Here is a 13259-nt window from a genome sequence, read left to right on the forward strand (position 1 = left end):
AATATAAAACAAATAACGATTAGTTATTTGCTTAGGGCCTTGCGAGCATTCCTACCGGGCTCCGCTTGGGAAAACGTGCGACCTCACTCCCTATGAGCCGAGCGTAGATCTAGAAGAGCTGGTAAAAAACTTTATTGACTAAAAATAAATACCGGGTAATTATTTCCCTGCATCTGCTTTCACGCAGAGTCATTTTCAGGGGCAACCCGATGAGTCAGAACACCCTGCCTTCGTTGGCCAGTCTTTACGTCGAGGCGATTGAATCGTCATCCGACCCACGCATCGCACCATCGCTTATGCAAGGCTTTCCGGCCGAACCACAACGCCGCGTCACTTGGCACAACTGGATGCGACCACCGTTCAATCAATGGGGGTTCCGCAACCTGGCGCGCCTGCGTCCCTCCATTGATGTGCAGGCGGGGACCGGAGCAGTCAACGCGTTCAAACAGGCCCCTCGACCGCTGGATGAGCTGCACTTCGACAGTGAGTCAGGTTTGAGCATCAGCGTTATCGAGCACCTGATCGCCAGTCAGACCGACGCTTTCCTGGTGCTGCAGGGCGACACGGTGCTGTTTGAACAGTACTTCAACGGCCAGCGGCCCCAGGACCGGCACGTGATGTTTTCGGTGACCAAGTCGCTGATCGGCACCCTCGGCGAACAGCTGGTCAGTGAGGGCGTGCTGGATCCAGCGTTACCCGCCGTTCATTACGTGCCGGAATTGGCGGGCAGCGCATTTGCAGACGCCAGCGTACGACAGCTGTTCGACATGGCCGTGGGCATCGACTACAGCGAGGTCTATGAGGATCCGAACTCCGAGAGCTCCCAGTACGGCTACGCCTGTGGTTTCCAGCCGGCACCGGCGCAATACGCCCAGTTCGAATCCCTGTACCAATACCTGCCATCTCTCAGGAAACGTGGCAGCCACGGTGGCTTTTTCCATTATGTGACCGCTACCACCGAAGCATTGGCCTGGGTCATGGAGCGTGCTGGCGGCAAGGCTTGTCACGAGTTGCTGCAAGATATCTGGAGTCAGCTGGGCTGTGAGCGCGACGGCTACTTCATGGCCGACCCTTGGGGGCGCAGCGTTGCCGGTGCCGGTTTCAGTGCCACCTTGCGAGACATGGCGCGTTTCGGTCGCCTGCTGGCCAACGATGGCCGCCTGGATGGGCGGCAGCTGCTATCGAGCGAGACGATCGCCCGGATCGCCGCCGGTTCGGACCCGGCGATCTACGCCACATGCGCCGATTTCTCGGCATGGACCCCCGGCGCGTCCTACCGCAGCCAGTGGTACCTGTTCAATGACCATTCCCAGGCGCTGATGGCCGGCGGCATTCACGGCCAATACCTGTTCGTCGACAAGCCCTCAGGCGTGGTGATCGTCAAACAGTCGTCCCTGAACGAAGCCGTCAGCCCGTTCGACGGGGACAGCGTGCGCATGCTGCGTGCCATCGCGGCGGACCTTGCCCGCTGACGTAGCCCGATAAAACAAGAAATTTGCGTTCCGTTCACCTGGCCCCGGCCAGGTGTTGGCGACGCTCTGCGCCGCCATTCACTGCCCTGTAACAACAATAATCACACAGGAGCTTCATATGGTTTGCATGACACGTTGGTCGCGAACGCTCTTAGCGTTCGGCTTACCCCTGACCGCCCAAGCTGCGTTGGCGGGCTATACCTTCGAAGACGGTGCCCTCAAGGGGGAGGTCAATCTCACGGCCGGTGCGGCGACCGTCTTCACGCGCAACGTCAATTTCGGCGCCGGCCGGGTTGATCTGCGCAGTCGCGGCAATGACGGGACGAAAATCGACTGGCAGGAGTTCTACATCAAGCCCGGTGTCACCCTGGACTACGCCTTGCAACCGGACTTCAGCCTGTTGGCCGGCGGTTCGTTCGTGGCGGCGACCACCGTGGGCGATGGCGATGCCGGCGGCTTCACGCGCAGTTCTGACGGTGACGTGGCGGTCGAGGAGCTCTACGGTGGGTTCCGGGCCGGGGAGTGGAAATTCACGGCCGGCCGCCAGAACTACATGATCGGCACCGGCTTCATCGTCATGGACGGCAACCTTGATCAGTTCGACGACGGTGCCTACTGGCTCGCGCCCAGAACCGCCTTCAAGGACACGGCCATCCTGGCCTGGGATCATGGCGCGCTGAAGACCCAGGCCTTCACCTTGCGTACCGACGATGACTTGGGCGACTTCCGGATGACCGGTGTCAACCTGGACTACAACCTCGATGACCAGGTGACGCTGGGCGCCATGGCGATGAAGGTTGATTCCCTTGCGCCCAAGGGCACTACGCCGTTAAGCCGGGACGGGATGCAGGTGTATAACCTCCGGGCGCTCAACGCCAAGGTGCCGGGCGTGCCGGCACTGACGCTGAACGCTGAATATGCTTTGCAGCGGGGCAGTGGCGCTGGGGTCGATTACGACGCCAAGGCCTGGTATGGCCAGGCGGACTATGCCTTCGATACCTTGCCGCTGACGCCGATTCTCGGCTATCGCTACGCCAGCTTTTCCGGCGATGACGACCTCACCGATAACCGACAGCAATCCTGGGACCCCCTCAGCAAAGGATTTATCGATTGGGGCACCTGGCTGGTGGGTGACGTCGTTGGCAACTACCTGTTGTTCAACAGCAACGAAAACGTCCAGCAGTTCTCCCTCAAGACCCATCTCAACGAAACCCTCACGCTCGGCGCGATTCACTATCAGTTCTGGCTGGACGAAAAAAACTACATGGGCGCAGCCGTCAGTGACCGACGTTTTGCCGATGAGAGCGTAATCTTCCTCGACTGGGCTGCTTCGAAGTCGTTGAGCACCTCGCTGTCCTACAACTGGGTCAAGCCCATGGCCGCGGCCAAGCAGATCTTTGGTAACGATCAGAAATTCAGCGCGCTGGAACTCTACCTCACCTACCGCTATTAAGTGCCGCGAGCCTTCGCGGCCGCGCTGGAGTTTTTCATCATGAACCTGTTTTTGCGTAACACCTTGTTGAGTGCTGTCGTTTCAATGCTGGTCAGTGGCGTGAGCCTGGCCGAAGAGCGAACAGTGCGGATCTACAACTGGATCGAGTACCTGCCGCCGGAAATCCTCAAGAGCTTCCAGGAAGAAACCGGCATCCGCCCGATCTATGACGTGTTCGATAGCGTCGAGACACTGGAGTCCAAACTGCTCACAGGCAACTCGGGGTATGACGTGGTCTACCCCAGCAGTTCCAATGTCAGCCACCTGATTGCCGCCGGCGCGGTCCAGCCCCTGGACCGCAGCCAACTGCCCAACTGGCAGCATCTGGACCCTGAGTTCATGAAAACCCTGGAAGCCGTCGGCGACGAAGGCAATCGCTACGCGGCGCCGTATCTCTGGGGCACGACCCTGATCGGCTACAACGTCGATAAGGTCCGGCAGGTGCTCGGGGCCGACGTGCAGATGAATACCTGGGACATCATCTTCAAGGAAGAGAACATGGCCAAGCTGGCCAGTTGCGGTGTCGGCTTCCTCGATGCGGCCAACGAGATCGTACCCATCGCCTTGCATTACAAGGGCCTGGACCCCAACAGCCAGAAGCGCGAAGACTACCCGCAGGCCCAGGCGGCAATGCGCACTATTCGTCCGTACGTCACCTATTTCAATTCGTCGCGCTATGGCATGGACCTGGCCAACGGTGAGATCTGCGTCGGGGTGGGCTGGTCTGGCGGTGTGGCCCTGGCCACGCGACTGGCCGATGCCGCTGGCAAGGGCGTCAAGGTGGCGATGGCCTTACCCAAGGAAGGTGCGCCGATGTGGGCAGACGTGATGATGGTACCCACCAACGCCCCTCATACCGCGGAGGCCTACGCCTTCATCAACTACATCTTGCGTCCGGATGTGATTGCGCGGATCAGCAACAAGATCGGTTACCCCAACCCGAACAAGGACGCCACGGCATTGGTGGACGCCGAGATCCGTAGCAACCCGGCCATGTATATACCCGATGAAGCCCGCAAAACCCTGTTTATGCTAGAGCCCGTGCCGGCTGCCGTGGAGCGGATCCGCACCCGCACTTGGACCGCCATCAAGACCAATCGCTGATCAGGGTGGCCCGGCGTCGTGACGCCGGGCGCTTATCAGTGGCTGTGCTCAGGCGCGCATGCCATGGAACAGCAGCTCGGTGATCCGTCGGACCTGCGTGGAATGGGCTTCGATATCCGGCTGTTCCTGGTTCACCAGCCTGTACAGCTGCAGGTGCGAGTAGTCGTTCAACAGGAACGCGGCCAGTTCGACATCGAGGTCTTCGCGCAGCTTGCCGGCCTGCTGCAACTCTCTGATCAAACCGCTGATTTCAGCCCTGAGCGCATCGTTCATGGCGCGATAGCCGTCAGGCAGTCCGTTATTACCCCCAAACAGGATCAGTGGCAGCAACTCACGCCAGAGACTGGGGTGCATGACTTCCAGGGCATAACCGGTGAGCAGCCGTTCCAGGTAGCACAACGCGTCGACAGGATCCTCCATTTCCGGGATTCGGCTGCGGGTGTCCTTGAGCGCACGTTGATCGGCCTCGTGCAGGATCTCAAGGATGATCTCCTGCTTGTTGCCGAAGTATTTGAAGACGGTGGGCGCCGACACCCCGGCCTGACTGGCGATCTGTTCGATGGTGGTGTTCTGGAAACCCTGACGCTCGAACAGCTCTACCGCTGCCTTACTGATGGCTTGGCGTCGTTCGGCTTTTTGACGTTCACGCAGTCCACTCACGGGAGGTCCTTGTCGTTTGAAAGAAGAGGGCATCGCATAGCCCTCAGGGCCCATTCAAAATACTTAACTGAGTAAAATCTTTAAAGCATTTCTTTTGCCGCAGACGTGTTCGACGAGGGGCATTCGGGCGCAGGCCAGACGCCTGGACGGGGCAAAACGCCATGTCTTTCCTGGCGAAATCAGGCACTTGAACGGCGCGCTCAGGTAACTGGTTCGAGAGGGAAGACGGGTAACGTGGCGCAACTTTTCACCGCAGGGCGCAAGTGCTTGAGGGTGGATCAAACATTCAGGATGTGCCGCTTTCAGGAGGGAGCGAAAACGCAGAACACCGACTGTCCCTCAGCGCGCCTCAATGTCGATTCACAAGAGAATAAGAAAATGACCAGCCCGAACTTCAAGGATTCGAACGGCCACTTGGCACAGGGCTTCAAGCCTCGTCACGTCACCATGCTGTCCATTGCCGGGATTATCGGCGCAGGCCTGTTTGTCGGATCAGGCCACGCCATCGCAGCCGCGGGCCCGGCCGTCATGCTGGCCTACCTGTTCTCGGGCTTGCTGGTGGTGCTCGTCATGCGCATGCTCGGCGAGATGGCGGTTGCCAACCCGGACACCGGCTCATTTTCCACCTATGCCGACCAGGCCATCGGACGCTGGGCAGGCTTCACCATCGGTTGGCTCTACTGGTGGTTCTGGGTGCTGGTGATCCCTATCGAAGCGCTCGCCGCCGGCCATGTACTGAACCAATGGTTTCCCGCCATCGATGCCTGGCTGTTCGCCTCGGTGTCGATCATTGCCTTGGCCGTGACGAACCTGTTCAGCGTGTCCAAGTACGGGGAATTCGAATTCTGGTTCGCCATGGCCAAGGTCGTGGCGATCATCGGTTTCATTTCCGTGGGGTTCGCCGTGTTGATGGGCTGGATTCCCGAGCGTGAGGCCAGTGGCTTGACTCGACTCATGGAGGAGCATGGCGGGTTTGCGCCCAATGGCCTGTCGGCAGTGGTGGGCGCCTTCATCACCATCATGTTCAGTTTCATCGGTACGGAGGCGGTGACCATCGCCGCGGCCGAATCCAGTAACCCTGCGCAGAACATTGCCAAGGCGACGCGCTCGGTGATCTGGCGCATCGGCGTGTTCTATCTGCTGTCGATCTTCGTGGTCATTTCGGTGGTGCCGTGGAACGATCCGCTCCTGGCTTCGGTGGGTTCCTACCAGCGGGCGCTGGAACTGATGAACATTCCCCACGCCAAATTCATGGTGGATGTGGTGGTGTTGATTGCCGTGGCCAGTTGCATGAACTCCTCGATCTACATTGCCTCGCGCATGTTGTACTCGCTGGGTCGGCGTGGCGATGCGCCGAAGGCGGTGCAAGTGACGTCGTCGGTCGGCGTACCAAGGGCGGCGGTGGTCGCCAGTACCGTGCTGGGGCTGGGTGTCACGTTGTTCAGCTTCTTCATGCCTGCAGGACTGTTCCAGTTTTTGCTCGCCAGTTCCGGCGCCATCGCTTTGCTGGTGTACCTGGTGATTGCGGTGTCTCAGTTGCGCATGCGTCGGATGCTGGTGCGTCAGAATGTCGAGCTACCCTTGCGCATGTGGCTGTTTCCCTGGCTCACCTGGCTGGTCATTGTGTTCATCTCTGGCGCCCTGACGGTCATGATGGTGACGCCGGAGCACCGCAGCGAGGTCAGCACCACCCTTGGCCTGGCCCTGGTCATTTCCTTTATCGGGTTGATCACCTCGCGACATCCGTCGCCGGCTGAGAGGGCGGCTTCCCTGGGGTAGACCAGGCCGTCCCTGATTCAAGTTGCCCCGTCCAGCGCGTTCCCATACACCCGTCTCCCTTAGCCTGTCGGCGCGAAAGCGCCTTGCGCCGACAAGGCTTATCTGCAGAACCTGTCCAGTCCGCCCAGCCGCGTGTCTTGAAATGCCATCTCCTGCCCGTCATTGGGTGAAAACACTGGCCCCATGCTGGCAACTAACCTCTGGTTACGTTGTCAGTACTTGGCGTCCGTAGCGGCGACGATCGGCTCATATAGCGGCACGTCAGCAACATGACGCACTTTTTTTTGACGCCTTAGGGCAAATAACTCGCGATGGATTGCGCCGGGACCGACTATTCCTTTGCGGGTTGATTCTCTATGCGTTTCCTACTCGATCCGCGTCATGACATTGATGCTGCCTTGCTCAGCTATCGCCGGGTGTTCTGGTCCCTGGCCCTGTTCAGTGGCGTGATCAATCTGCTGGTGTTGGTGCCATCGCTCTACATGATGCAGGTTTACGATCGGGTGCTGACCAGCCGCAACGAAACTACGCTGTTCATGCTCACCTTGATCGCCCTGGGACTATTCATGTTCAGCGGCCTGATCGAGTGGGTGCGCGGCCAGGTGATGATTCGCATGAGCGCGGGGCTGGACGATGCCTTGGGCGAGCGGATTTTCGACGCGGCCTTTGCCCGAAGCCTGCGCGAGCACAACGCCAACCCGGCGCAGGTGCTCAACGACTTGGCCACGCTGCGGCAGTTGATCACCGGGCAGGGGCTGATCGCCTTGCTGGATGCGCCGTGGCTGCCGATTTTCCTGCTGGTGGCGTTCATCTTTCATCCCTGGTTCGGGGTACTGACGCTGGTACTCGCCCTGGTGTTGATCGGCCTGGCCCTGTGGGGCGAACTGGCGACCCGGACGCGCCTGGGGGAGGCCAATCGACTCGGGGTGCAATCGGCCAGTTACGTCAACAGCACGCTGCACAATGCCGAGGTCATCCAGGCCTTGGGCATGCTCGGGCCGTTGCGTCAGCGCTGGAGCCTGCTGCAACAACGCATCATTGCCGCACAGGCCCATGCCAGTGACCGCAGCGCGCGTATCACCTCGACCACCCGTTTCGTGCGCATTTCCGGTCAATCGTTGGCCCTGGGCCTAGGGGCGTTGCTGGTGCTCGAAGGCCAGCTTTCGGCAGGTATGATGATTGCGATGTCGCTGCTGCTGGGGCGTGCCCTGGCCCCGGTGGAAATCGCCATCGGCTCGTGGAAACAATTCAACTCCGGGCGCCAGAGCTACCAGCGCCTGAGCCAACTCTTGACCCAGCACCCGCGCGATCGCCTGCGCATGCCCTTGCCTCCGCCCACCGGTGCGGTGCGCCTGGAGCAGGTGTATGTCGGTCCGCCCGGTGCCACGCAGCCAATCCTGCGGGGCATCAATTTCAGCCTGGCCAAAGGTGACGTGCTCGCCGTTGTCGGCGCCAGTGCCAGTGGTAAATCGACCCTGGCCAGGGCGCTGGTCGGGGTCTGGCCGGCCATGGGTGGGTCGGTGCGCCTGGACGGTGCCGAAATCAGCCAATGGTCCCACGACGCCCTCGGCCCGCACCTGGGTTACCTGCCGCAGGACATCGAGCTGTTCGATGGCACCGTTGCCGACAACATTGCCCGCTTCGGCGAGCAGGACGCTGACAAAATCATCACTGCCAGCCGGCATGCCGGTATTCACGAAATGATCCTGAGGTTTCCCAAGGGCTACGACACGCCGTTGGGGCCGGGTGGACTCGGCTTGTCCGGTGGGCAGAAGCAACGCCTGGGCCTTGCCCGCGCACTGTATGGCCACCCGAAGCTGATCGTACTCGATGAACCCAATTCCAACCTTGACGAGGCCGGTGAGCTGGCGCTGGTGCAGGCCATCAGTGTGCTCAAGGCCGCCGGCAGCACCGTGGTGCTGATCACCCATCGACCCAATGTGCTGGCGGTGGTCGATCACATTCTGGTGCTCAAGGACGGTACCCAACAAGCCTTCGGCCCACGGGATCGGGTGCTCAAGGCGTTGATGCCAGCGCCCAAGCCGGCCGCAGTAAGAGAGGCTGGCGAAGATGCGTGATCTGACCCCGGGTAAACAAGCGTACAGCGAGCAGGGGCTGAGTGTGCGCAGCGACAATACGCTGCCCAGCGCCAGTACCGACGCCGGCGGTGCCGCCCGCTATGGTGTGGCTTTCCTGGTCGTGGCGCTGGGCGGTGCGCTGCTCTGGGCTTGCTTGGCGCCGCTCGACCAGGGCGTGATGGGCAGTGGCACCGTGGTGGTGGCGGGCGAGCGCAAGGCGGTGCAGTCATTGGTGGGCGGCGTGGTGGAAAAGCTGCTGGTCAGCGATGGCGATCGGGTCAGCCAGGGCCAGTTGCTGGTGCAGCTCAACACGGTGCAGGCGCAGTCACAGCGGGACGTGACCCTGGGCAAGTTGCTCAATGATCGCAGCGTTGAGGCGCGGTTGATTGCCGAGCGCCTGGGCAGCGCCGAGATCCAATGGCCCGCTGAACTGCTGGAGCGCGCCGAGGAGCCACGGGTCAAGGCGGCCATGGCCTTGCAGACCCAATTGTTCATGACCCGCCGCGCGGAGCTGGGCAGTCGCTTGCAGATCATCGAACACGAAGCCGCCGCGTTGCAGCAGCAGTTGCTCGGCTATGAAGGCGTCAAGCGTAACTACGACGCGCAAATGCGCTTCCAGCAACAGGAACTCGAAGGCCTGCGGGACCTGGCGCGGGAAGGCTACGTGCCGCGCAACAAACTCTTCGAAGCCGAGCGCAACGCGGCTCAATTGGCTGGTCAGATTGCTTCCGGCGTGGGCGATGTCGGCAGGACCCGCCAGGCGATCAACGAAAGTCGGCTCAAGGCCTTGCAGGCCCAACAGGAGTTCCGCCGCGATGCCGAAACCCAGCTCAGCGAGGTGTCCGCCGAGGCGGCCGGTTATGTCGATCAGATCCGCGCCTTGCAGTTCGAAGTCGACAACGGTGCGATCCGTGCGCCCGTGGCCGGACAGGTGATGGATGTCAGTATTCATACGGTAGGCGGCGTCGTGCAGGCCGGTCAAACCCTGATGCAGGTGGTGCCGCTGGACGCGCCGATGGCGATTACTGCGCGTTTTGAGCCGCTGATGGCCAACAAACTACGTCCTGGCTTGCCGGTGAATGTGCATTTCACTGCGCTGCAGCGGGTGGATACACCGACAGTCACCGGCACGGTGACCACGGTGTCGGCGGACCAGTTGATCAACGAACAGACGCACCAGCCGTACTTCTCCGCCAAGGTCGAGATTCCCGCCGACACGGTGGCCTCGCTGCAGGCTGCCGGGCTGTGGGTGCGCCCGGGCATGCTCGCCGATGTCACGGTGGTGACGGGGGAACGGACCTTGATGAATTACTTGATGAAACCCCTGCGCGAACGCTTGCTTGCGGCCTTCAAGGAGGAATGAGCATGACCGACCGTTGCCGCTACCGCACTCGCGTGTTGCTGAGCCTGTGTACCAGTTGGGCCGTGATCAATCCTGTGTGGGCCGCCGACGGTGGCTTGAGCCTGACCGCCGCCTACGATGCCTCGCGCCTCAATGATCCAACCGTGCAATCGGCTGCCCACGCGTTCGAAGCTTCACGGCATGAAGAGGACATCGGCCGCGGCGGCCTCTATCCGCAAGTGTCGCTGACATCGCGCTACGGCTACGGCGGACGTACCGATGGCGGCGAGGACAGTAGCTACGTCAACAGTAACGATTACCAGGCGAACAACGTCACCCTGGCGGCGCAACAACCGCTCTACGACAAGGGCCGCTGGGCGGCGTATCAAGAGGGCAAGGCCAGGGGGAAGTTGGGCAGCCAGCTGTTCGACGTCGCTGGCCAGACCCTGTACGACCGGGTTGCCAAGGGCTATTTCGACGTCGCCCGGGCCGAGAACGAGATCAAGTTGATCGCCCAGCAGAAAGCCGTCATCAGTGGGTTGGTCACCCAGAGCAAAAAGCTCTATCAGGGTGGCCAGGGAGCGATCACCGATATCGATGAAGCCCAGGCCCGGCTCGATCTGGTAGAGGCCCAGGAGGCCGAAGCCCAGGCCCGTCGAGTGGCAGCGCTGCGGGCGTTATCCGGCCGCGCCAGTGTGCCCATCGATGACATTCAGCCGATGCGCGAGGAGCTTGCCGCCGGCAGTCCGATCCCGCCGGAGCAGGATTTGTCCTATTGGACGGCGATTGCCCGTGAGGCCAGCCCGGAACTGGCGGCCCGGCTGGCGGCGGTGAAAGTCGCCGAGGCGCAGGCCGACAGCCAGCGCGCCGGGCATTATCCAACCCTGTCGCTGACCACTCAGTTGACCCGCCGGGAAACCCGCCAGTACCAGGAACTGGACCCGCGCCAGGACACCTACTACGTGGGGGTTCAGCTGGATATTCCGTTGTACCGTGGCGGTGCGGTGCGGGCCTCGGTGGCCAAGGCGGAAGCGCAATTGGCCGGTGCCCAGTCGGACTATGACGTGCAGCGTCAACAATTGGCCGAGGATATCGAAGCCGATTATCTGGGGGTGGTGGCTGGGTTCACCAAGAGCAAGGCGATGCAACGGGCGGTGGAGTCCAATCAGCGGGCACTGACGTCCACGGAAAAGGGTTTCCAGGGTGGGGTGCGTTCTACGGTGGATATTCTTGATGCCCAGCAGCGGCTATTCCAGGCGCGTCGGGACTTGCTCAATACCAAGCTCGATATGCTGCAGAGCTATGTGAGTTTGCACACCCATACTGGCCAGATGAATCGCGCGGTTCTGGAGCAGGTGCAGAATCTGTTTTAAGACGTCTGGGGGGCGTGTGTATATCCGTTTCTGCGGTAACGGCTGCTGGCGGTTCCGCTCTTACAGCGGGTCACTTTTGGAAGAGCGCCAAAAGTAACCAAAAGCGCTTTGCCGGTATGACTCACCCACATGGGTTACAAATCAGTTCACGCACATAGGTAACAGTTTTTAACTGGCAGGGTCGATTTCGCGAGGATCTGACCATGCCCTGGAAAGAGCTGAAACCTATGGACCTTAAAGTGATGTTCATCGCTGAGTATCTGTCTGAAAAGCACAGCTTTAGCCGGCTGTGCCAGGACTATCAGATCAGCCGAAAGACTGGCTACAAATGGGTTGAACGCTATGAGCGGGAGGGCCCCAGCGGGCTTGACGAACGTAGCCGCCGACGGATCAACCAAACCTATGTGGTGCCGCTGGCCGTGAGGCAGGCGATCATTGAGCTTCGTTCTGTTGGCGAAACGGTTCCGGGACCTAAAAAGATTCAGAACGACTTGATGACGCGTTTCCCCGGCCAGGATCCTCCGTCGAAAACGACCATTTACAACATACTTAAGGCAGCTGACCTGATCACGCCTCGACCGTCGCGTCAGCGTGTCGCTGTCTATCCCAAGCCTTTGCGTAAGGCAGAAACGCCTAATCAGCTCTTCAGTGCAGATTACAAGGGCCAGTTCCTTACCGGGGCGGGCGTTTGGTGCTATCCGCTGACGATCATGGATCATGCCAGTCGCTTCCTGCTGGCCTGCGAGAGTATGGCCAATACCAATCTCAAGGAGACCCAGCAAACCTTCGAGCGCGTTTTTCGTGAGTATGGGATGCCTGAGCGCATCCGCACCGATAACGGCGTGCCGTTTGCCAGTACAGGGCGTGCGGGGCTGTCGCAGTTGTCGATCTGGTGGCTGCGGCTTGGGATTATTCCTGAGCGAATTGAGCCCGGTCGGCCAGACCAAAATGGACGACATGAGCGCATGCATCGGACTTTGAAAAGTACCTTTCCCCAACCGCCGGCAATTGCTTGGGAGGCTCAGCAAAAACACTTTGATCGATTTATGCAGCACTACAATTATGAGCGAGGACACGAGGCGCTCGGCCAGAAAACCCCGGCGACCTGCTATATGCCCTCAACTCGGTCTTATCCGGAGAAGCTACCGGAAATGGGATATGCGAGCCATATAGAGTGTTACCTGGCGGATGGTAGCGGCATCATTAATAGAGCTGGCCTGCGGATATACGTGGGGAATCTGCTCAGGCATCAGAACATTGGAATGGAGATGATCAAAGAGGGGGTATGGAATGTGATCTTCGGTCCGGTGATCCTAGGTCACGTCAATGCCAGGGACGCGAAGAACGGTTATGTTTCAATAAAAGTGTCACCTATGTGAATGCTCTTTTTTGTAACCCATGTGGTTGTCCCGTACATTGCCCCACCACTCGGCACCTCGCCTAGGCTCGGTGTGCCCTCACTCCGGCATTGCTCCGTGGGCCCGCCGCGAAGGACCATCCATGGTCCAGCGCGGCTACCTCGGCATCCATGCCGAGGTGCCCACTGCGCAATGCCTGCGTTCGGCCAGCGTGGTTAATGGGGCGCCCAGATCAAGATCAAGATCAAGATCAAGATCAAGATCTAAAGCAAAGCAAGAGCGGGCATCTTCAGCATCTATGTGGCTGAACCACCGCTATCGCGAGCAAGCTCGCTCCCACATGGGTTTGTGGGTGCTCACAGCATTTGGACACGACACAAAAAACCTGTGGGAGCGAGCCTGCTCGCGATGAGGCCAGCCCATTCAACATCTCCATTGACAGTGACATCGCCTTCGCGAGCAGGCTCGCTCCCACAGGGGAAACGCGGTCCCACCCAAACCAGGTCGGCTATAAGGCCGCCTCGCGGCGGACGTTGATCTGGGGCGCCCCGTTGACCACGCTGGCCGAACGCAGGCATTGCGCAGTGGGCATCCCGGCATG

The 13259-nt window shown here is 60.4% G+C and carries 9 protein-coding genes; 8 read left to right on the forward strand and 1 reads right to left on the reverse strand.

Annotated elements, in window-relative coordinates:
- Window positions 1–209: 209 nt before the first annotated feature.
- From QNH97_RS12120 to QNH97_RS12130, 3 genes are all read left to right on the forward strand, one after another.
- Window positions 210–1472 carry a serine hydrolase domain-containing protein gene (locus tag QNH97_RS12120; RefSeq protein ID WP_283557033.1) on the forward strand — a complete coding sequence of 421 codons (1263 nt, stop codon included), beginning with the start codon at window positions 210–212 and terminating at the stop codon, window positions 1470–1472.
- A 118-nt stretch (window positions 1473–1590) separates the two neighbouring features.
- Window positions 1591–2925, forward strand: a complete 1335-nt coding sequence (locus QNH97_RS12125) for an alginate export family protein (protein ID WP_283557034.1) — start codon at window positions 1591–1593, stop codon at window positions 2923–2925.
- 39 nt (window positions 2926–2964) lie between these two features.
- Window positions 2965–4068 carry a polyamine ABC transporter substrate-binding protein gene (locus QNH97_RS12130; RefSeq protein ID WP_283557035.1) on the forward strand — a complete coding sequence of 368 codons (1104 nt, stop codon included), beginning with the start codon at window positions 2965–2967 and terminating at the stop codon, window positions 4066–4068.
- A gap of 48 nt (window positions 4069–4116) precedes the next feature.
- Here the strand turns inward: QNH97_RS12130 and QNH97_RS12135 are convergent, their stop codons facing one another.
- The gene (locus QNH97_RS12135) at window positions 4117–4728 is read right to left on the reverse strand and encodes a TetR/AcrR family transcriptional regulator (protein ID WP_283557036.1); all 612 of its coding nucleotides are present in this window, start codon (window positions 4726–4728) and stop codon (window positions 4117–4119) included.
- Window positions 4729–5106: 378 nt separating this feature from the next.
- Here QNH97_RS12135 and QNH97_RS12140 point away from each other — a divergent pair, with 378 nt between their 5' ends.
- From QNH97_RS12140 to QNH97_RS12160, 5 genes are all read left to right on the forward strand, one after another.
- A complete protein-coding gene (locus QNH97_RS12140; RefSeq protein ID WP_283557037.1) occupies window positions 5107–6507 on the forward strand; it encodes an amino acid permease in 1401 nt (466 codons plus the stop codon).
- A gap of 356 nt (window positions 6508–6863) precedes the next feature.
- Window positions 6864–8585 (forward strand): type I secretion system permease/ATPase, encoded by a 1722-nt coding sequence (locus QNH97_RS12145; RefSeq protein ID WP_283557038.1) that lies wholly within the window; start codon window positions 6864–6866, stop codon window positions 8583–8585.
- On the forward strand, window positions 8578–9948 hold the full coding sequence (locus QNH97_RS12150) for an HlyD family type I secretion periplasmic adaptor subunit (RefSeq protein WP_283557039.1): 1371 nt from the start codon (window positions 8578–8580) through the stop codon (window positions 9946–9948). The genes QNH97_RS12145 and QNH97_RS12150 overlap by 8 nt, the downstream gene beginning before the upstream one ends.
- A 2-nt stretch (window positions 9949–9950) precedes the next feature.
- Window positions 9951–11300, forward strand: a complete 1350-nt coding sequence (locus tag QNH97_RS12155; RefSeq protein ID WP_283557040.1) for a TolC family outer membrane protein — start codon at window positions 9951–9953, stop codon at window positions 11298–11300.
- 203 nt (window positions 11301–11503) lie between these two features.
- Window positions 11504–12679: an integrase core domain-containing protein gene (locus tag QNH97_RS12160; RefSeq protein WP_283557041.1), complete on the forward strand. Its 1176-nt coding sequence runs from the start codon at window positions 11504–11506 to the stop codon at window positions 12677–12679.
- The last annotated feature ends 580 nt before the right edge of the window (window positions 12680–13259 follow it).

It is taken from the genome of Pseudomonas sp. G2-4 (assembly GCF_030064125.1).
Taxonomy (GTDB): Bacteria; Pseudomonadota; Gammaproteobacteria; order Pseudomonadales; family Pseudomonadaceae; genus Aquipseudomonas.

What these genes read in the sequence shown, in the direction of transcription:
- QNH97_RS12120 (WP_283557033.1), top strand. Translation starts at nt 210, where the DNA reads ATGAGTCAGAACACCCTGCCTTCGTTGGCCAGTCTTTACGTCGAGGCG.
- QNH97_RS12125 (WP_283557034.1), top strand. Translation starts at nt 1,591, where the DNA reads ATGGTTTGCATGACACGTTGGTCGCGAACGCTCTTAGCGTTCGGCTTA.
- QNH97_RS12130 (WP_283557035.1), top strand. Translation starts at nt 2,965, where the DNA reads ATGAACCTGTTTTTGCGTAACACCTTGTTGAGTGCTGTCGTTTCAATG.
- QNH97_RS12140 (WP_283557037.1), top strand. Translation starts at nt 5,107, where the DNA reads ATGACCAGCCCGAACTTCAAGGATTCGAACGGCCACTTGGCACAGGGC.
- QNH97_RS12145 (WP_283557038.1), top strand. Translation starts at nt 6,864, where the DNA reads ATGCGTTTCCTACTCGATCCGCGTCATGACATTGATGCTGCCTTGCTC.
- QNH97_RS12150 (WP_283557039.1), top strand. Translation starts at nt 8,578, where the DNA reads ATGCGTGATCTGACCCCGGGTAAACAAGCGTACAGCGAGCAGGGGCTG.
- QNH97_RS12155 (WP_283557040.1), top strand. Translation starts at nt 9,951, where the DNA reads ATGACCGACCGTTGCCGCTACCGCACTCGCGTGTTGCTGAGCCTGTGT.
- QNH97_RS12160 (WP_283557041.1), top strand. Translation starts at nt 11,504, where the DNA reads ATGCCCTGGAAAGAGCTGAAACCTATGGACCTTAAAGTGATGTTCATC.